The following is a 19,822-nucleotide window of genomic DNA, read 5'->3' on the forward strand; positions in this document are numbered from 1 at the left end:
ATACATAAAGATAGCCCCCGGCTCTTTCGAACCGGGGGCCAAACACGCCCAGGCAGAGACCAGGAGCAAGAATTAACGCTTGATGACGTCTACCAGGTCAACCACGAAAATCAAGGATTCGTTAGGACCAATAGCAGAACCGGCACCGCGAGAACCGTACGCCATCTCGCTGGGAATCTCCAGACGGCGACGTCCGCCCACCTTCATACCGAGCAGACCCTCGTCCCAGCCACGGATGACCATACCCACACCTACCTGGAAGCGCAGGGGCTCACCGCGACCCCAAGAGGAGTCAAACTCTTCACCGGTGGAGAAAGCAACACCCACGTAGTGAGCTGAAACAGTATCGCCAGCCTCAACTACCTCACCGGCACCCTCAATCTCATCGATAATAATGAGTTCTTCGGGGGTACCGCCTTCGGGGAAATCGATTTCAGGCTTAGTGCGGTCGAGATTACGCTGACCAAATGACATGGGGATAACCTTTTCTTGTTGGTAATGAAATTTATTCGCTGGCTGAAGCGGTTGCTTCAGCGCTCGCAGACTCAGAGGCCGATTCGGTGGCGGTAGCGCTGGCATCTGCGGTTGCAGTGGCGGACGCATCAGCTGAGGCGCTAGGGGATGCTGCTGCGGTGCGGGTAGGTGAGGAACCCAGAATATCTACCACGAAGACCAGGGCGCCTTCAGGGGCACCGCTGGTGGCGGCGTCCTCACCGTAGGCAAGTTCACTGGGGATAACCAGGAGCACACGGGAACCCACGGTCTTACCGGCCAGACCCTGCTTCCAGCCCTCGATCACACCGTTCAGGGAAAGAGCGGTGGGAGTAGCTCCGAAGTTGCCGTCGAACTGGGCGCCATCTGACCAGGTCACACCAACATAGTTGACATAGAGGGTATCGGTTTCAGAGACAGTGGCACCGGTGCCGGTAATCAGGTCTTCGGTGTAGAGCTCAGTGGGAGCGTCGCCGCGATCAGCAGACAGGGTCAGGGTAGCGGTGCCGTCGTCAGCTACGGAGAAGCTTTCTAGAGCTGAGGACTGCTTCTCGTTTTCAGTGCCCTCTGCGCTCTTGAGCAGCTTGCTGGAGACGGTGTAAACCTCAACGTTGGTGGCGGTACCCGCTGAAACGGTGGGGGTGGCCTCTGCTGTGGAAGTAGAGGTGGTGTCGATGTTGGTGGAATAGGAGAAGGACATGCCGACCTTAGAGCCGATCAGAATGTCGTAGAGCTCGGGAGCGGCATCCTTAAGTTCCTGACCCACAGGGATAATCATGGGCGCATGGGTGTAGGTGGTACCCAGGGAGGTGCCGTCTGCACCGTTAAAGACGGTGGCGTCTACCAGCAGGCTGTCGCCGTCTTCGATGGTGGCGCCGTCGCCGTCCTCAATCTTGTAGGCTTCGGTGCCGTTGGCAGCGAAGGGGGTTGCGAAAGAAACCGAGGGCTCAGCGGTGGCTTCGTTCATGGAGTAGGAAACATCAGAGAGGCTGCTACCGTCGCCGTTTCCACCGCAGGCGGAGAGGACGAGGGCGAGCACGGCGCCGCTGGATGCGATAAAGGCTGACTTTTTCTTCACTGGTTTCACTTTCGTTGCTGTTACGTTCACTGAAGGAACGCTTTTCTTCACCGCGTACATACTAGCGGATAGAGCTGGGTAGGTTCTGGTAATTCGCCCTATAGCCTAAATAAAGGGCGGGGACCAGGTATCGCCCGGCCCGAGATTGAGGGTTGCCAGTAGGTCGTCCATGGCCGCGTTTTCGGTGGCGAAGGGGTCCTTGCACATGACGGTCAGGTGGGGCTTGTTGTTGAGTTTCAGGTGCACCCAGTCCACGGTGAAGGGCTCGCCGGCATTGCGGGCGGCACTGATGAAGCGGCCGCGCAGGGAGGCCCGGGTAGCGGGCGGGTGTACGGTGGCGTGGGCAATATCATCGTGGCTGACCAGGTTCTTGACCAGGCCCTTGCGGGTGAGCAGCCCAAAGACACCGCGGGTGGGGTCTATATCGTGGTAGGCCAGATCAAGCTGCTGGATTTTGGGGTCATCGTAGCCGCTGGCCCCGCGGGCGATATAGGTATCGAGCAGCTTCTTTTTGATGGCCCAGTCGATTTCGGTATCAATGAGTGAAGTATCGCCGCTTTCCACCGCGTCGAGGGCCCGGCCCCAGAGATCCAGGATGTAGGGCACGTCCTCGTGGTGGGCCCCCTTCTCTTCGATGTAGCGGGTGGCGGCTGCCTGGTAGTGACGTTGCAGGGTCAGGGCGTTGGCTTCACGGCCGTCCGCTAGGGGGAAGGTGGCTGTGCCGGTCAGGTCGTGGGAGATGACGCGCAGGGCGGTGGCGGTGTCTTTGATCTCGAAGTTCTCGAGGGGGTAGTAGTCCTCAAGCATGCGAAGCACCAGGTCGGTGGCCCCGAGTTTGAGCAGGGTGGTGGCCTGCGACATGTTGGAATCCCCGTTGATGACGTGCATGCGACGGTAGAGCGAGGCGTCGGCGTGGGGCTCATCGCGGGTGTTGATGATGGGTCGGGCCCGGGTGGTGGCTGTTGATGAGCCCTCCCAGATGTAGTCGGCGCGCTGGGAGAAGGAGAAGCTGGGCTGCCCCTCTGGCCCGAGCGGACGTCCGCCCCACTGCGGGGGGCCTGCCGGGTGTACCTTACCCGCCCCCACCACAATCTGGCGGGTAATCAGGAAGGGAATCAGGGAGCGGACCAGGCGGGAGAACTCCACCTTGCGCTCTAGCATGTAGTTCTCGTGGGATCCGAAAGAGTTGCCCGCCGAGTCAACATTGTTTTTGAAGAGGAAGATCTGCCCCTGATAGCCCTCTGCTTCGAGGGAATCTTCTGCCTGGTTGACCAGGTCATTGAGCAGGTACTCCCCCGCCTTGTCCTGAATCAGGGCATCGCGGACCGAGGCGGTCTCGGCGGTAGCGTATTCGGGGTGGGATCCCACGTCAAGGTAGAGCCGCCCGCCGTTGGGCAGGAAGACGTTGGAGGAACGCCAGGTGTCTACCACCGGCTTGAAGAGCTTGCGGGCGGCCTCTTCTGGGGCCAGGGGGCCAAGCCCTTTCGGGATGTATCTAATGCCGAACTCGGTTTCGATGCCGAATATTCTGCGTTCCACGGGTCTTCCTTAGGCGTTGGGGCGGGTACTGGCTACGTGTGGGGGTTGGGCCTACTGGCCGCCCTTTTGGACGAAGCCTTTGACGAAGTCTTCGGCGTTTTCTTCGAGCACGCCGTCGATTTCTGCCAGCAGGTCGTCGATGTCTGATACTGCCTGCTCGTTCACCTCGGTGTTCTGGTGGGCGATGGCTACTTCTTCTACCTGCTGGGAGGTGGTTGAGGTGGTGTTCTGGCGCTGGATGCGGTCCATGATGTCTCTCTTTCTGTGGGGTATGACGGCTAGCTGTGCTGCTGGCCTGCCAGTAGGGCAAAAAGCTGGTCTGCGTGCTCTAGCCCCAGGTGGGGTTCAACGATTTCGGCGGTAAAGTGCTCGGGGTCATCCATGGTCAGGCGGTGCAGGTCGATGAAGAGCGGGTTGCGTACCGAGAGGGTGTCCCAGTTGGCTCCTACGACCTCGTCGGGCCAGGTGGTGATGAGCTTACCGCGCAAGTAGGCACGGGTGTCGCGCGGCGGCTCGGCCGCGGCCCGGGCAATCTCTTCGGGGCTGAAGAGGGTCTTCATGCGGCCCAGGGCTACCAGCTTGTGGTACAGGCCCTTGCCGGGGCGGACGTCCGAATACTGCAGGTCTATAGCGGCCAGCTTGGGGTTATCCCAGCTCAGGCCCCGGTCAACGTAGCCCTTCAGTAGGGCGTACTTGGCAACCCAGTCCAGGCGGTCGGCCAGGGACAGGGGGTTTTCCGCCAGGGCCTCTAGCACCTCGCCCCAGAGCTGCAGGATCTCGGCGGTTGCCTCATCGGGGTTGGTCTCTAGCGCGATGGCAGCATCGAGGTAGGCCCGCTGAATCTGCAGGGCGCTCATACTGCCCCCGCCCGCCAGGGGCAGCTGGGTGCTCAGGGTCAGGTCGTGGCTGACCGTGTGCATGGCAGCAACCGGGTCAGCCAGTTTGATGGCGGGAGCGGCCTTGGCCTCGATGAGGTTCAGCACCAGGGACATGGTGCCAAACTTGAGCAGGTTAGAGGTGTGCGACAGGTTAGCGTCGCCGGTGATCACGTGCAGGCGGCGATAGCGGTTGCTGTCGGCGTGGGGCTCGTCGCGGGTGTTAATCAGAGGGCGGCGAACGGTGGTTTCCAGCCCGACGGTGCGCTCAAAGAAGTCAGCGCGCTGGGAAATCTGAAAACCTGCCTGCTCCCCCGCTGTACCCAAGCCCAGCCGTCCTGCCCCCACCATGACCTGGCGGGTGGCGAAGAAGGGCAGCAGGCTAGCTGCCAGGTACTCAAAATCGACGGTGCGGGGCACCAGATAGTTCTCGTGGGAACCGTAGGACTGGCCCTTGCCGTCCGTATTGTTCTTGTAGAGGTTGACCGCGGGCATAGCCGAACTCTGGCTAGCGGTTACCTTTTCAATGGTGGCTACGGTTTGTGCGGCGATGTGGTCGCCTGCCGCATCCCAGAGGACGGCGTCGCGCGGGTTAGTCACCTCGGGCGAGGAGTACTCGGGGTGGGCATGGTCCACGTAGAAACGGGCCCCGTTGGGCAGAATCGAGTTCATGGTGACCGCGTCCCAATCGATACGCTCGGCAAAATGCCCGGCCTCGCTCAGGGCCTCTGCTGCGATGTCTTCGCTGGTGAGCACGTGGGCGGTATCGGTCAGCTGGGTGGGGTGGGCCTGCTCGCGCGGCATGTCGAAACCGCGAGCATCGGCTAACGGTGCTTCTGAACCGTACTCCCAGCGGGTTTCAAGGGCCGCTGAGAGCTCCTGCTTGAAAAGGGTGTCGTAGGTGTTGACCACAAAGGCAGAGAGCACCGTGGGGTTGGCGTGGGGCTTTTCCGGGGCGTGCACCCCGTACTCGGTCTCGGCCCCCATGATACGGCGAACAGTCATCGCTAGACCCCCGCTCCGGTATCGACGGCACGAGCCGGGGCTGCGTTAAGCACGCGCAAACGAATGTTGAGGGTGGAGAGGACGTCCTCAATTTCGCTGGCCTGGGGCACCTCGACCTGGTCCTCGAATTCTGCGCGCACGGCCTCAAGCAGGTGCTCGGTGCTGATGCCCTCAGCCCCGGTAGACAGGTAAGACTTAATCGCCAGCTTCTTAGCCTGATCGACGATATTGCGGATCACTGCGCCCGAGAGGAAGTCGCCCCTGAAGAGCCAGCGGCTCACGCCGTTCTCTAGATCAACGCTGATGTAACGGTTCGCCGGCTCAGCGGAGAAGAGGTGTTCAATGACCGTCTCAATCATGCTGGCAACAGCTTTCTGCTGGGACCCGGCTCGTGCCACCTCAGCCTGACTAATCGGCAGGTCCTCTGTCAGGTAAAGCCCGAAGATTTCGGCAGCGCCGGCCCTGTTGGGGCGGTTAATGCGGATCTTCACGTCCAAACGCCCCGGGCGCAGCACGGCCGGGTCAATCATATCTTCGCGGTTGGTCGCACCAATCACAATGACGTTATCCAGGCTCTCAACCCCGTCAATCTCAGCCAGAAGCTGGGGCACAATGGTGGTTTCTACGTCCGAAGACCGGCCCGAACCGCGGGTGCGGAAGAGCGACTCCATCTCGTCAAAGAAAACCACCACGGGGTGGCCCGCTCGTGCCTTGTCGCGGGCAGCAGAGAAGATATCGCGAATCTGTCGCTCGGTCTCACCCACATACTTATCCAGCAGCTCCGGGCCCTTGATGTTCAAGAAGTAGCCGGTCTTTTTACCATTCTCAGACCGCTCCGCAGCACGCGCAGCCAGAGAGTTAGCCACAGCCTTGGCAATCAGGGTCTTACCGTTGCCGGGAGGGCCGTAGAGCAAGATACCCTTGGGCGGGGTGAGGCGGTACTGGCGGTAAATATCGGGGTGCAGGAAGGGCAGTTCAACGGCGTCCCTAATCAGGTCAATCTGGTCACCCAGGCCACCGATATTGTCATAGGTAACATCGGGTACCTCTTCCAGCACCAGCTCCTGGGCATCGGTATGGGGAACCAGGGAGGTCACCATCTGAATACGCGAATCGTAGGTGACGGTATCCCCCACCCGCAGCTCGTCCGGGTCCAGAGCGCCCGAGATGCGGGCCACAGCCTTTGACTGGTTGGGCAGGTCAACCACCAGGTGATCGTGATCGAGCACCTCACGCACCGTCACCACATCACCGTAGCCCTCAAACCCCAGCGACACCACGGCCTGGGTCTGCTCGTTGAGCAGGACGGTCATGCCCGGCTTAACCTCAGCAATCGGCAGAAGCGGTGAACAGGTAATCCGTACCAACCGCCCGCCCAGCTGAACATCGAGGTGTTCCTCTACCTCAGCCGGAGTCTTCCCGTCCGCCAAATCCTGGTAGGTCATGGTGGCACCGTGAACCGCTAAGACCAGAGCAGAGTTCAGAGGAGGCGCAACCTCCTGGGCAAGCGCCATGCGCAAATGCTCAATCTCGTTCTTCGTCTTGGTCAGAGCCGTCACCAGCTTCTGGTTACGCTCGCCAGCCGCCCGCAACTGCCGATCCAGATTGCGGCGGTTATCGTTAGCGATATTGAGCTGCCGCAGAATACGCTCGTAATCTACCGACGAAACGGTTAAACGTTCACTCATGCTGGGGCACTTCCTTCTGGTGACGACTCACCGGTGAGTCAGAACCCCGCCACCCCAATCATCGGGTGGCGGGGCCGTCATGGGGTTTTAGTTTTCGGAATCCTGGTCAGCCTGCGCTGCCTCAGCCTTTTGGGCGGCGGAGGCGGCCTTTTCAGCCAGGTTCAGGGCATCGCGACCGGCCCGGCGGAGCTTACGGTCAGAGACATTGCGCTCGCCCAGGGCTGCGGGAGTCCAGGCGTTCATATCCTCTTCTGAGAAATCGGTCTTTGAGGCGCGGCGTTTGGGGGCCAGACGCTCTGCCCCGTCAGCTAGGCGGCGGGCGGTAATGAGGAAGCCGGTGTGGGCTACCATGCGGTGGTCGGGGCGCACTGCCAGGCCCTCAACGTGCCAGCCTCGTACCATGGTTTCGTGGGATTCGGGCTCGGTGAAGCGGCCATCGGCGCGCAGGGCCTCAGCCACGCGGGAGAGCTGGGTTACGGTTGCAACGTAGCAGATGATGACGCCGCCGGGCGCCAGGGCGGTGGCTACGGCGTCCAGGCACTCCCAGGGGGCCAGCATGTCGAGGACGGCGCGGTCTACGCTACCGGGTTCTTCAACCTCACCCAGGGCTTCTGCCAGATCGCCCAGGGTCAGCGACCAGGCGGGGTGCTCCCCACCGAAGAAGGTCTCGATGTTGCCGCGGGCGATATCGGCAAACTCTTCTCGGCGTTCGAAAGAGCGCAGGTGGCCGCTGTCCCCCACAGCCCGCAGCAGGGCGATAGAGAGGGCACCGGAGCCTACGCCAGCTTCAATCACGCGGGCACCGGGGAAGATATCGGCCATGGCCACAATCTGGCCGGCATCCTTGGGGTAGACCACGGCAGCGCCGCGGGGCATAGAAAGCACAAAATCCTTGTAGAGCGGGCGCAGGGCCTGGAACTTGAACCCCTCGGAGTTTTCAATCACGGTGCCCTCAACGTTGCCGATGAGCTCGCTGTGCTTAAAGAAACCGCGGTGGGAGTGGTACTCCCCGCCTTCAGCCAGGGTAATGGTGGTCATGCGTCCGCGCTCGTCGGTTAGCTGGACGCGCTCTCCCGGGCGGAAGGGGCCACGGCGGTTGACGCTACCGGTAGGGGTGCTCATAAGGTCAGATTTCTCTTTCGTTTTTGGTCTGGTTTCTTCTATTGTCTCAGAAAAGCGCGGTGGGGTCATTTAGATGAAGACGTGCCAGCGCCCACGGTGGCGAGCACCGCCTGAGTCATGGCCTGGGAGGTTACCAGACCTACGGGGGTGGCGGCGTCCATCACTACCCAGGTGAGGTTCTGCCCCCGCTGCTCTTCGGGCAGGCGGTAGTGGGCAAAGCCGCTGTACTCATCGAGGGTGTCGATGTAACCGGTCTGGATGCCCAGAGTGCGAGCTGCAAGGGGCTGGGCGATAGCGGCCAGGGGCTGCTGGTCAAGAGAGCCCAGCGAGGCAGCTAGGGTTGTAGGGTCAACTAGGGCTAGGGGGCGCACGGATGCTCCCTGCTGCTCTACCAGAAGCAGGTGGGATACGCCGTCCCAGCGCTGGTGGGCACCACCGATGCTGCTGTGCGGGTCAGCGAGCTGGGCGGGGACCATCAGGGCGGACGCCCGTAGGGGGTGGCGAGGGTCGGAATCCTGCGCGAGTTGTTTGAGGGAGTGGTTGGTACCGCTCCACAGATAAAAGGCCAGGGCAGCGGCCACCAGTAGTACCCAGGGGGATCGCCACAGGCCGGTAAAGAGCAGGGCGCTAGCTAAGAGGGCAAGGAGCAGAAGGCCCGTATAGGCCGTCACCCGGGTTGCCACCGACCGGCGGCCTACCAGGATAAAGACAAGGGCTTCGAGGGCATAACCGCCGTCGAGGGGGAAGGCAGGTATCAGGTTAAAAATACCGATAGCAAGGTTGACCTGGGCAGCTAAGGCGAAGCCAAAGAAGTCGGCGGAACCCGTCACCAGCCAGATAAGCTGGCACAGGGCCGCTACCGCAAAGTTCACCAGCGGGCCAGCCACCGACACCAGCAGTGAGGTCGCTGCCGAAGCGGTCTGCATCTTGGTCTGACCGCCCCACATATTCAGGGAGATGGACGAAATCCGCACCCCTCGGGCCCGGCCCACCGCAGCGTGCGCCAGTTCGTGGGCGAAGACTCCCAACGCCAGGGTACCGGCAACCACACCGGCAGCGAGATAGCCCTGCACCTCTGTTAAAGACCGCAACGACGCCAGGTTCATACCGTAACCCACCACAACCAAAGCCATGAGGGGGAACCAGGAGAGGCGCAGATATATTGGCGCCCCTGCGAAAGAACCAATCCGAAGACCCGGATGGGACGTCATACCTTTACCTCCTGAGCGCTACATTGCCGGAGCTGCCGCCCCGGAACTCTCTAGTCTATTGCCTGTAGAGGTTACGGCCTATCAGGGGTAGGATATGGGGGTGATTAATCAGCCCCTCCCCCTCAACGCTCTGAACCATTTCGCAAGCACCTCCACCCTACCGGCTCACGCCCCCACCGTGCTCCTGGTCGGTTTCGCTGGGTGGAATGACGCCGGTGACGCCGTTATCGACGCCTTCCGCGCGCTGTGGGAGCATTACCCCGCCGCACCGGCACCCGGCTTTGACGTGAGCGGCTGCTACAACTACACCGAAACCCGGCCTCTTCTGAGCATCGACGAGGACGGCACCCAGCGCATTACCTGGCCCGATACCGTCTTTACCGAGGCACACACCACCGCCGGCGTCCGCCTGCTCACCCTCTCGGGCCCCGAGCCCTCCATGAACTGGCAGGCCTACATCGAGCGTTTTAAAGACCTGGTGCAGCGAGAACAGGTTGACCTGGTTGTTTTCTGCGGGGCCCTGCTCGATGAGGTCCCCCACACCCGCCCCCTGCCGCTGAGCGTTACCAGCTATACCAGCAGCGTCCTCGCCTTAGAGGGCGTAGAAGCCAATGCCTACCAGGGTCCAACCGGCCTGATTGGCGTGCTGGCGTTCGAAGCCGGGCAGGCTCACATACCGGCGCTTTCCCTCTGGGTCTCGGTTCCCCACTATCTGCCTGAGCCGCCCCACCCCAAGGCAACCTTCACCCTGCTCTCTGCCCTCGAAGCGATTCTGGGCTTCCCCATGCCCCTAGAGCGCAGCGCAGACGACATCGCCAGCTGGAACCACCAGGCCGACGCCCTCATCGAGGACGAGCCCGAGCTGGCCAGCTACGTACGAACCCTAGAATCAATAGCTGAGGCCAACGACGATATCGCTGACCTCAGCCAAATAGATATTGCGGCCCAGTTCGAGAAATTCCTCAAGGACCAGGACGACAACTAGGCAGCAGGTGCCAAATCAATGCCCAGGCGGGCCATGAGCAAGTCGGCTACCAGCTGACCGCCGGCACCACCGTTCTCAAGGGTAGAGAGGGCCCACTGGTCAAGGGCAACCAGAGCGGCGGGAGTGTTGAGGTCGTCGGCAAGATGCTGGCGGACGCTCTCAAGCAGGGAAAGCGCGGCCTCATCGGCCTGCCCCTCGGCAGCTGTCGTAGCCGAGCGGTAGAGTTCCAGACGCCCCTGGGCCTTGGTCAGCAAATCTTCCTGCCAGAACCAGTCGGTGCGGTAGTGGTTATCCATAATCGCCAGGCGGATAGCGGCAGGTTCTACACCGGCAGCCCGCAGCTTCGACACCAGCACCAGGTTACCCAGGGACTTGCTCATCTTCTCCCCGTCAAGGCCCACCATGCCGGTGTGCATGTAGTGGCGGGCCATAGGCTCACCGTTCAGGGCAAAGGAATGGCTCGAACCCAAATCGTGGTGCGGGAAAATCAGGTCAGAGCCACCGCCCTGAACAGAGAAGGGTGCTCCCAGGAACTCACTCGAGATCACGCTGCACTCGATATGCCAGCCGGGGCGGCCGCGTCCTAACTCCCCCGCCTCCCAGGCAGGCTCCCCCGCCCGCTCAACGCGCCACAGCAGGGGGTCAAGGGCGTTACGCTTACCGGGGCGATCAGGGTCGCCGCCGCGCTCGCCAAAAATAGTCAGCATCTCTTCCATGCTGTAGTGGGCCACCTGACCCAGCGACCAGCCGCCTTCGCGGCCTTCACCCAGTTTCTGGGCGGCTTCAATATCGAAGTAGATATCACCGTCGGGCTGGGTAACGCCCTGCTCGTCGGTGAAACCGGGCACGCGGTAGGCCACACCCTCGTGCAGCAGTTTCTGCACAGCAGTCGCCACAGAGGGCACCGAGTCAACAACGCTCACGTAGTGGTCGGGGGCAATGACGTTCAGGGCCGCCATATCGGTGCGGAACAGCTCGGTCTGTTCCTCAGCAAGCTGCCGCCAGTCAACGCCGGTCGCTTCAGCGCGTTCAAGCAGGGGATCATCAACGTCGGTGACGTTCTGTACGAAGGTTACCTCTACCCCGGCATCGCGCCAGGCCCGGTTCAGCACGTCAAAAGCAACATAGGTAGAAGCGTGCCCCATGTGGGTAGCGTCGTAGGGGGTAATGCCACAGACGTACAGCCCGGCGCGGCTCTCACGCTCAAGAGTCTGTCTGCCTCCGGCCGCAGTATCAAAGACGGTGGGAAGGGGCGCCTGCCCCGGGAGTGACGGAATGGTGGGCTGGTCCCAAGCTCGCATGAAAACCTCACGATAGTCGATGTGCGCCTACCCAAAATAGCCTCGGGCGGCACTTTTTCTCTTCCTAAAACAATACCCGCCCGGAAAGGTATTTCCGGGCGGGTAAAAAGTGAGACAGGTCTACGCGGCGAGGACGCCGGTGCCCAGCAGGATGTACAGGGCAAGACCCAGGGCGATACGGTACCAGACGAAGATGCTGTAGCTCTTGTTGGAAACGTACTTGAGGAACCAACCAATAATCAGGTAGCCGACCACGAAAGCAACCAGGGTTGCAACCATGGTGGAGCCGAAACCGTAGTAGCCGGTGAAGCCCTCAGAGAAGCTGCCTGCCAGCTTGTAGAGACCCGATGCGAAAACTGCGGGGATTGCCAGCAGGAAGGAGTAACGGGCGGCAGCCTCACGGGTGTAGCCCATGAGCAGACCGGCCATGATAGTACCGCCGGAGCGAGAAACACCGGGAACCAGGGCCAGGGCCTGCGCGAAACCGTACAGAATACCGTGCTTGATGGTGAGGTCTTTCAGCTCGCGCTGTTCGCGACCGATACGGTCTGCAATACCCAGGAAGATTGCGAACACAATCAGCATGGTTGCGGTAATCCAGAGGCTACGGAAGGTTGAATCGATGTAGTCCTCCAGCAGGATGCCCAGAATACCAATCGGCAGGGAACCGATGATAATGAACCAGCCCATGCGGGCGTCCGGATCCTTCTTATCAACCTTGCCCACCAAAGAACCGAACCAGTTCTTGATGATGCGAACGATGTCCTTCCAGAAGAAGACCAAAACAGCCGCTTCAGTACCCAGCTGGGTGATAGCGGTAAAAGCCGCACCGGGATCCTCACCGTTCGGCAAGAACTGACCCACGATACGAATATGACCCGATGACGAGATCGGCAAAAACTCAGTTAGACCCTGGACGAGACCCAGGATGATTGCTTGTATCCATTCCACAGCAGAAAACTCTACGCGAGTCAAAGAAAAAGCACAGCACCGCTCGCGGTGCTGTGCTTGGAATAACAGGTAGAACCTAGATAACCGGTCTACTTCTGCTCTTCATCGAGGTAGTACTCCACCTCGTCATCGTCTTCGTCGTCTTCATCATCGAAGTCGTAGTCAAAGTCATCGTCGTCGTCTTCATCTTCGATGAAAACTTCGAGCGGTGTGACCTCTTCATAGGCGTCGAACAGGGCTTCTTCGTAGCGTTCAAAGGCGTTTGCGATGGCTACGTAGGTGTTGTCGACGGCGGCGTCGTGTTCACCGCGGCTATTGATAATAGCGTTGAGGTGCTCTTCGAGGGCGGCGGTCAGGTGAGCCAGTTCGGCACGAGGGTTATTACTCATACAGTAGACGTTACCCCCTTTCTCGGTAGGTGGGAAATACCGAGCGGTGAAAATTTGGTGAATCACACATAACAGTGCCGCCCCGCTCGGGTGGGAGCGGGGCGGCACTGTCTATAGGGCTAGGCTTCGGATGCGCTAGTGGCTTATCCGGTATTAGAAGCCCAGGGTTGCCAGTGAGGAGTTGATGGCGTTGGCTGAGGCGCGCAGACGCTCGATTTCCTCGTCGGTCATGGGGACGTCGAGTACGCGCTTGACGCCGTCACGGGAGACAACTGAGGGCAGTGAGAGAGCGGCTTCGCCCTCGATGCCGTAACGGCCGCGTACCTGGGTTGCGACGTTGAGTACGGCGTCCTGGCCGTGCAGGATTGCCTCTGCGATGCGGGTCGCTGAGATACCGATGGCGTAGTTGGTGGAACCCTTACCCTCGATGACCTTGTAGGCTGCACGCATGGCTTCCTCTGCCAGTTCTGCCTTGACCTCTTCGGTGAAGACCTTTTCGCCGTCTTCGTTGGTCCACTCATCAAGGGGAACCATACCGATGTTGGCTGCTGACCAGACGGGGAATTCTGAGTCGCCGTGCTCACCAACGATGTTGGCGTGAACTGACTTGATGGAGACACCGGCCTTTTCAGCAATCAGCCAGCGCAGGCGGGATGAGTCGAGCACGGTACCTGATGCGAAGCAGCGCTCGGTGGGCAGGCCGGTGATCTTCTGAGCAACAACGGCGAGGACGTCGCAGGGGTTGGTGACGATCATGAGGATAGCGTTGGGGGCTACCTCCATGACCTTGGGAAGCATGGACTTGAAGATGTTGACGTTTGCTTCTGCCAGTTCGAGGCGGGGCTGACCGGGCTTCTGGCGGGCGCCTGCGGTCACGATGATGAGGTCTGAGTCGCGCAGGATTTCTACATCGCCGCTGCCTGAAACTTCAGCTTCGTGGGCGAACATGGTGCCGTGGGCGATATCGAGGCCTTCTGCCTCAGCGCGCTCACCGGCGATGTCGTAGATAACGATTTCATCAGCTGCGCCGCGCAGGGTTGCTGCGTAGGCGGTTGCTGAACCAACACCACCTGCGCCGATAACGCCGAGCTTGGTGTTCTTCTTTTCGAGAGCCATGGGAGGTTCCTTTCAGCAGATGCTGTGGGGTTGTTTTGTGTTCGTTACATCTCAAGTATGCCAGAAAAAAATACGCTTTTATGTGGGTTTATCTGCTTTTCATTTGGGGTTTTGCTGACCTTTACTCAGAAAAGCCCACAAAACCAAATATGTGCAGGATGACCCTTTGTGAAAGCTCACACCCGGTCTTACGTAGATAATTTCAAGCTACCCTGCCCACTGTGGTGCACAAGACGCTTTCAGAAGGAAGTGTTTTTGCAGAACTGCACTTAAGCTTGTTAAGTTCGCGAACCCAAGACTACGCAACCGCCCGCCACAAGCGTCCGCGCACCGTAGACCAAGCAAAACCGCGCGAACCCACAATTCACTCCAGACCTAAAGGTTCGTCATGTCTACAGCACCAGCTACACCAGAGCAGACAACCGCCCAAGACCAACCCCTCATGACCCATCGGCAAATCATGCTGGTCATCGTCGGTCTTATGGCGGGCATGTTCCTCTCATCCCTCGATCAAACCATCGTCTCCACAGCTATCAGGACGATCGGTGATGACCTCCACGGCCTAGAACAGCAGGCCTGGGTCACCACCGCCTACATGATCACCTCCACGATCACCACCCCTATCTACGGCAAACTCTCCGACCTCTTCGGCCGCCGACCCCTCTACCTCTTCGGTATCGTCGTCTTTATTCTGGGTTCGCTTCTTTCCAGCTTCTCCACCTCAATGATCATGCTGGCAGCCTTCCGCGCCTTCCAGGGCATCGGTGCGGGCGCCCTCATGTCTCTACCCATGGCGATTATGGGCGACATGCTGGCTCCCCGTGAGCGCGCCAAGTACCAGGGCTACTTCCTGGCCATCTTTGGCATCTCCTCCGTGCTCGGCCCCCTCACCGGTGGCCTCTTTGCCGGTAGCGACGAAATTCTGTGGATTACCGGCTGGCGCTGGGTCTTCCTCATCAACGTCCCCATCGGCATCATTGCCCTGGCCATGGTCTGGAAGTTCCTGCACCTGCCCCGCATCACCGATGCTGCTCTCAAGCCCCGCGTCGACTGGTGGGGTGCAACCAGCGTTGTTGTAGCCCTGGTCCCCCTCCTGCTCGTTGCTGAACAGGGTCGCGAATGGGGCTGGACCTCCGCAGCGTCCATCACCTGCTTCGTCCTCTCCGCCCTGGGTCTAGCAGCCTTCCTCATCATCGAATCCAAGATGGGCCAGGACGCCATCCTCCCGCTGGCTCTCTTCCGCTCCGGTGCCTTCTCCATGTCGTCCCTTCTGGGCTTCCTGGTTGGCTTCGGCATGTTCGGCGCCATGATGACCATCCCCCTCTACCTGCAGATTGTCACCGGGCTAACCCCCACCGAGTCGGGCTTCGCAACCCTACCCATGATGGCCGGTATTATGACCGCCTCCATCGTGTCGGGTCGAATGGTCGCTAGCACCGGTAAATACCGCATCTTCCCCGTCCTGGGCACTGCCCTCATGGTAGTTGCCTACTACTACCTGACCTTCATGACAGCGGACCGCCCCCTCTGGTTCCTCATGCTGGGCATGTTCATCATGGGTCTTGGCCTGGGTCAGCTCATGCAGTCCCTGACCCTGGCAGCCCAGAATGCTGTTGCTCCCTCCTACATGGGTGTGGCGTCCTCCGCCGCCACCTTCTTCCGTCAGATCGGTGGCACCATGGGTACCGCCGTCCTGCTGTCGGTTCTCTTCTCAGCTATGCCCGGCAACATCATGAAGGCCATGGGCAACGAGGACGACCTGCGTTCGGGTCTTGACGCCGCGCTGACTCCCGCCGTGGTCTCCGCTCCTGAGAACCAGGGCATCATGGAGCAGATGTGGAATCAGATTGTGGAGCCCGCCCAGAGCTCTATCGCCTCTCAGCTCTCAACCGCCTCTGACCAGGCTCGCACCGCCGCCGACGATGCGGTCTACCAGCAGGTTTCTGCTGCGGTTCAGGCCCAGGTTGACGCTGGTGCCCTGCCTGCCGACCAGGCCCAGACCTTCATTGACGCCCAGGTAGCTGAAGCCACCCCTGCCGCTGAAGAGGCTGCCCTGGCATCTGCCGCCGAGCAGGCTCATGCGTCGGTTCAGGACGGCACCCTGGCCGTTGACTGGTCTGATGAAGCCCAGCGCTCCTACTGGGTAGACCAGCTCACCCCAACCCTGGCAGAACAGATTTCTTCTACCTCCACCGATGGTGAAGGCTCAGGCGTTTCAACCTCTGATACTTCTTACCTCACCGGTGCGGACGCCCGCCTCACCCGCCCCTTCATGGTTGGCTTCAACGCTTCAACTCTGTCGGTCTACTGGGTTGGCTTCTTTGCCACCGTTATGGCCTTTGTTCTGGCTCTCTTCTTCAAGACTCCCCCGCTGCGTGCAGCTTCGGGTCTGCAGGAGAACGCTCAGGGCAACAAGCAGGCTGAAGATGCCGCTGAGCCCCAGGCCGAGGTAGCTGAGCGCGATGTGCTCGATGTTCAGACCGTCTACACCGGCAGTATCCCCGTGGTGGAGGCTGTTCCCACCACTGCCGCGCCCCAGGCTCCCCTAGCGTCTGGCAAGAAGCCGCGGGCTGGCATCCTCGCCGCTGCTGCCGCAGGAACCCTGGCTCTAGCTGCCGCCCTGTTGAGCTGGCTGCGCCGCCGCTCCCGCTAGGCACTCTCGATAGCAGAAGGCCGGGGCCTGTCACCGAACTTGTCGGTGGTAGGCCCCGGCCTTTCTTTCAGGTTCTGACTAAACGGGATTTGCTGAACGAGGTGCCCCGATTCCGGGATCAATCTTGACCGGGCCGTCCTTACCCGGGCGTACCTCAAAATCAAAAATTTCGGTGGGGATATAGACGGTAGCGCAGGAGTTAGGAATATCAACAACGCCAGAGAAACGCCCCTCGATAGGGGCCGCACCGAGCAAGAGATAGGCCTGCTCCGGTGAGTAACCAAACTGGGTTAGATAGTCGATAGCGTGCAGGATTGCTCGCTGATAAGCTAGCTGGGAGTCCAGGTAGCGCTGCTCGCCTTCCAGGGTCACCGAGGTTCCAGAGAAGGCAAGCCACTCTGAATAGACGGGGCCTCCGCGACCCGGCATGAAGATAGCATTTTCTGAGACACCGTATTTTTCCATGCCACCCTTGATGATGTCGACGTGCAGGTCAATGTAGCCGCCCATTTCGATAGCACCACAGAAGGTAATTTCGCCATCGCCCTGGGAGAAGTGCAGGTCACCCACCGATAGGTGCCCACCGGGCACGAAGACCGGGTAGAAGATGCGGGACCCCTTAGTGAGGTTTTTGATGTCCTGGTTACCGCCGTTTTCACGAGGTGGCGCGGTACGTGCGGCTTCTGCGGCGACCCGCTGATACTGGTCTTCACTCAAAGAACCAAGAATAGCTCCATCCGGTTCAGGTGGTAGGGCAAGCGGTGGTACGCGTAGCGGGTCAGTAGCAATCAAATCCCCTTCGCGCTTATTCCACTTGGCAAGCAGCTGCGCCGACGGGGCAGTTCCCATGAGACCGGGGTGCACGATACCGGTGAACTTCACTCCAGGAATATGGCGAGAGGTGCACTCCCCTCCCTTGAAGTCCCAAATTGCCTTGTAAGCGTCCGGGAACTGGTCGGTGAGGAAACCACCGCCGTTATTTTTTGCAAAAATACCGGTGTAACCCCAGCCCTGACCGGCTATCGGACCTTCTTCCTGAGGAATGGGCCCGACGTCAAGAATGTCGACAATGAGCAGGTCTCCTGGCTCCGCACCTTCAACCGCGAAAGGTCCGGCAAGGGCGTGGACGGTGTGGAGCGGGGCGTCCCGGACGTCGTCGGCCGAGTCGTCGTTTTTGATAAAACCATCGAACCATTCCCGGCAGTCTGCGCGGAAAGAGGTTCCCGGTTTGACGGTTGCTACCGGCGGAATTTCTGGGTGCCAGCGGTTATGGCCCAGTTTTTCTTGCTGGTCAAAGGGTTTGCTGGAATCGAGGGGAAAGAGATTAACAGGCATGACGGGCCTCCTTAGGGGCGAGGAAGTAGTCTGTGCTTGGGGTTGAAGGTGATGTTGGGGCGGGACGCGGGGGTAGGCCTACCGCTGATAACTTGGGGCTCATAGGCGCTAGCTTGAGTTGATTCAAGCAGCCGCCCCTGCGGGGTATTGAGACGAGACAAACCCACACCTGACATGAGTTTGCGGGATGGCTCGGCACAGGTTGGGCAGGGCACCGAACGGGGCACCGTACTCATGGGGTGACTCTGTTCAAAAACTCCGCAGGCTGGGCATTTGTAGTCGTACAGCGGCATAGCTTCCCTCACTGATTAGGCCATCACCTTACTTATAGGTGATGCTTAACACAAAAATAGGCCCGGTTGATCCTAACCGTCAAGAGGTCTGCTGTAAATCTCTGGTGACAACCGTGTTACGTTCCGCAAAAGCTCGTGAAGAAGCGGGACTCGGCAGGAGCGCCCTCCAGGTAGTCCAGGCCGGAATGACGCTCAAAGGGGTTACTGACGGCTTCCAGCAGCTCCTCAAGCGGTTGCCGATTCCCGCGCTCCATCTGCCGTAGGGCAGCGTCGAGGGCTAAATTTCTGGGGATGTAGAACGGGTTATGTGCCAGCATGAGTTCCGTCGCCCGTTCAGGGGTAGTACCTGTAGCGCTCTTCAGTTCTTCCCACCGAGCCAACCAGCCCTGCCGTTCTTCCTCCGGTAGCAGGCAGGTTCCTTCAGCCAAAGACCTAAAGAACCCTGTAAAGTCCAGCGCGTGGCGCTCCAGTAGCCCAAGAGTTGCCTGCCCGAATCTACCCACCTGAGCGCGGACGTCCTCACCAACCCCACCCAGGTCAAGCCCCAGCTTGGCAGCAAAAGCAGCTATTTGCTGCTCCACCACTTCATCTTCGAACTCCGAGATCACCTCGGTGGCTAGGTGGATTGCCCGGTTCGGGTTTTCAGGGTCGATGATATCGAGCAGGGTTTCGGCAAAACGGGAAAGGTTCCAGGCGGTAATGCCGGGCTGGTGGTTGTAGGCGTAACGGCCCTGGCGGTCGATAGAACTAAAAACCTTGCCGCGCTCAAAAGCATCGATGAAAGCGCAGGGGCCAAAGTCGATAGCCTGGCCGGAAATAGTCACGTTATCGGTGTTGAGCACCCCGTGTACGAACCCCAGCGCCTGCCAGCTAGCTACCAGGTGAGCTTGCCTCTGCGCCACAGCCTGAAGCAGGGCAAGGGCCCGCTCACTGCGATTTTCTCCCGGGGTGAGGTCGGAGTAGTGACGAGCCAGGGCATAATCGACCAGCTGCCCCCGCACCTGAGGGTCGCAGTGATACTGGGCAAACTGGAAGGTACCTACCCGCAGGTGGCTGGCGGCAACACGCAGAACCAGCCCCGCCGGTTCCGGTTCAGGTGCGCGGCGCTGCACCTTCTCTCCGGTCTCAAACACAGCCAGGGCCCTGGTAGTCGGCAGACCGAGCGCATGCAGGGACTCCCCGATGACAGCCTCGCGCCAGGCCGCCGACAGTGGAGCCTTGCCGTCCGAACCGGGGCGAGAGAAAGGCGTCCGACCACTGCCTTTGATGTGTAGATCGCAGCGGACAACCCTACCACTTTCTTCCCGCGCGGGGATAGCCAGTTCACCAATGAGGTGGGCCCGCCCGTCACCCAACACCGGCGAGAGCTGCCCGAACTGGTAGCCCGAGTAGGCCAGGGCGACCGTGGGGGCCTCTCCCCTGCCCGTCATCCAGGCTAGACCGGCGTCAGTGCGCAACCAGGTCGGATCCAGCCCCAGGTCGCGGGCAAGATTCTCGTTGAGCCAGGCCAGGCGGGTACCCTGCGGGATATCCGGCTGGGCAGGGCGGGTGAGGTCGGGGAAGGTCTCGCTGTAGGTATGGTCAAGGAGCGGGGCGGACGCACGGGGTTCAGTAGGCTGCATAGGGCTAGTTTATCGCCCGGTCGAAGGCTAGAGAGACTGGCTTGGAGGCTGGGAGCTGCCACCGATTTCAAAATTTTTTAAAGGCGCCAGCCGAAAATAATCAGTTTAACTGATGAGTAAAGTTGATAATCTACCGGGGTATAAAATTCCGCCAGGGCCTGATTTGC

At 60.3% G+C, this 19,822-nt stretch carries 17 protein-coding genes; 2 read left to right on the forward strand and 15 right to left on the reverse strand.

Features of this window, described 5'->3' with window-relative positions:
• Window positions 1–72 precede the first annotated feature (72 nt).
• The 8 genes from ACRCJM_RS11065 to ACRCJM_RS11100 all read right to left on the reverse strand — a co-directional run bounded on the left by ACRCJM_RS11065 (window position 73) and on the right by ACRCJM_RS11100 (window position 9,010).
• Complete coding sequence (locus ACRCJM_RS11065; protein WP_237199069.1) at window positions 73–474, reverse strand: FKBP-type peptidyl-prolyl cis-trans isomerase; 402 nt, start codon at window positions 472–474, stop codon at window positions 73–75.
• 31 nt (window positions 475–505) lie between these two features.
• Complete coding sequence (locus ACRCJM_RS11070) at window positions 506–1,570, reverse strand: FKBP-type peptidyl-prolyl cis-trans isomerase (RefSeq protein ID WP_431464945.1); 1,065 nt, start codon at window positions 1,568–1,570, stop codon at window positions 506–508.
• A 105-nt stretch (window positions 1,571–1,675) separates the two neighbouring features.
• Window positions 1,676–3,109 (reverse strand): Pup--protein ligase, encoded by a 1,434-nt coding sequence (pafA, locus tag ACRCJM_RS11075; protein ID WP_431464946.1) that lies wholly within the window; start codon window positions 3,107–3,109, stop codon window positions 1,676–1,678.
• A gap of 51 nt (window positions 3,110–3,160) precedes the next feature.
• On the reverse strand, window positions 3,161–3,358 hold the full coding sequence (locus tag ACRCJM_RS11080) for a ubiquitin-like protein Pup (protein WP_237185666.1): 198 nt from the start codon (window positions 3,356–3,358) through the stop codon (window positions 3,161–3,163).
• 29 nt (window positions 3,359–3,387) lie between these two features.
• Complete coding sequence (dop, locus tag ACRCJM_RS11085) at window positions 3,388–4,989, reverse strand: depupylase/deamidase Dop (protein ID WP_431464947.1); 1,602 nt, start codon at window positions 4,987–4,989, stop codon at window positions 3,388–3,390.
• Between the two features lie 2 nt (window positions 4,990–4,991).
• Window positions 4,992–6,677 carry a proteasome ATPase gene (gene arc, locus ACRCJM_RS11090; protein WP_431464948.1) on the reverse strand — a complete coding sequence of 562 codons (1,686 nt, stop codon included), beginning with the start codon at window positions 6,675–6,677 and terminating at the stop codon, window positions 4,992–4,994.
• A gap of 87 nt (window positions 6,678–6,764) precedes the next feature.
• On the reverse strand, window positions 6,765–7,799 hold the full coding sequence (locus ACRCJM_RS11095) for a tRNA (adenine-N1)-methyltransferase (RefSeq protein WP_237199065.1): 1,035 nt from the start codon (window positions 7,797–7,799) through the stop codon (window positions 6,765–6,767).
• 65 nt (window positions 7,800–7,864) lie between these two features.
• Window positions 7,865–9,010, reverse strand: coding sequence for a site-2 protease family protein (locus ACRCJM_RS11100; RefSeq protein WP_431464949.1), 1,146 nt, complete (start codon window positions 9,008–9,010; stop codon window positions 7,865–7,867).
• 100 nt (window positions 9,011–9,110) lie between these two features.
• On the opposite strand from ACRCJM_RS11100, the gene ACRCJM_RS11105 reads away from it, so the two are divergent.
• Window positions 9,111–9,995: a PAC2 family protein gene (locus ACRCJM_RS11105; protein ID WP_431464950.1), complete on the forward strand. Its 885-nt coding sequence runs from the start codon at window positions 9,111–9,113 to the stop codon at window positions 9,993–9,995.
• On the opposite strand, the gene mshC is transcribed toward ACRCJM_RS11105, so the two are convergent.
• The 4 genes from mshC to ACRCJM_RS11125 form a co-directional block, all read right to left on the reverse strand.
• On the reverse strand, window positions 9,992–11,296 hold the full coding sequence (mshC, locus tag ACRCJM_RS11110; RefSeq protein ID WP_431464951.1) for a cysteine--1-D-myo-inosityl 2-amino-2-deoxy-alpha-D-glucopyranoside ligase: 1,305 nt from the start codon (window positions 11,294–11,296) through the stop codon (window positions 9,992–9,994). The genes ACRCJM_RS11105 and mshC overlap by 4 nt on opposite strands.
• A gap of 120 nt (window positions 11,297–11,416) precedes the next feature.
• The gene (locus ACRCJM_RS11115; protein WP_431464952.1) at window positions 11,417–12,247 is read right to left on the reverse strand and encodes an undecaprenyl-diphosphate phosphatase; all 831 of its coding nucleotides are present in this window, start codon (window positions 12,245–12,247) and stop codon (window positions 11,417–11,419) included.
• Window positions 12,248–12,336: 89 nt separating this feature from the next.
• Entirely contained in the window at window positions 12,337–12,636 is a 300-nt protein-coding gene (locus tag ACRCJM_RS11120; protein WP_237185658.1) for a hypothetical protein, read from the reverse strand.
• Between the two features lie 153 nt (window positions 12,637–12,789).
• Window positions 12,790–13,752, reverse strand: a complete 963-nt coding sequence (locus ACRCJM_RS11125; RefSeq protein ID WP_237185657.1) for an L-lactate dehydrogenase — start codon at window positions 13,750–13,752, stop codon at window positions 12,790–12,792.
• 388 nt (window positions 13,753–14,140) lie between these two features.
• Here ACRCJM_RS11125 and ACRCJM_RS11130 point away from each other — a divergent pair, with 388 nt between their 5' ends.
• Window positions 14,141–16,405, forward strand: coding sequence for an MDR family MFS transporter (locus ACRCJM_RS11130; RefSeq protein ID WP_431464953.1), 2,265 nt, complete (start codon window positions 14,141–14,143; stop codon window positions 16,403–16,405).
• 78 nt (window positions 16,406–16,483) lie between these two features.
• On the opposite strand, the gene fmdA is transcribed toward ACRCJM_RS11130, so the two are convergent.
• From fmdA to ACRCJM_RS11145, 3 genes are all read right to left on the reverse strand, one after another.
• Window positions 16,484–17,740 carry a formamidase gene (gene fmdA / locus ACRCJM_RS11135; protein WP_431464954.1) on the reverse strand — a complete coding sequence of 419 codons (1,257 nt, stop codon included), beginning with the start codon at window positions 17,738–17,740 and terminating at the stop codon, window positions 16,484–16,486.
• A gap of 11 nt (window positions 17,741–17,751) precedes the next feature.
• Window positions 17,752–18,033 (reverse strand): FmdB family zinc ribbon protein, encoded by a 282-nt coding sequence (locus tag ACRCJM_RS11140; RefSeq protein ID WP_431464955.1) that lies wholly within the window; start codon window positions 18,031–18,033, stop codon window positions 17,752–17,754.
• Window positions 18,034–18,149: 116 nt separating this feature from the next.
• Window positions 18,150–19,655: a protein adenylyltransferase SelO family protein gene (locus ACRCJM_RS11145; RefSeq protein ID WP_431464956.1), complete on the reverse strand. Its 1,506-nt coding sequence runs from the start codon at window positions 19,653–19,655 to the stop codon at window positions 18,150–18,152.
• Window positions 19,656–19,822 lie beyond the last annotated feature (167 nt).

Source organism: Rothia sp. L_38 (assembly GCF_050689125.1).
Classification (GTDB): domain Bacteria; phylum Actinomycetota; class Actinomycetes; order Actinomycetales; family Micrococcaceae; genus Rothia.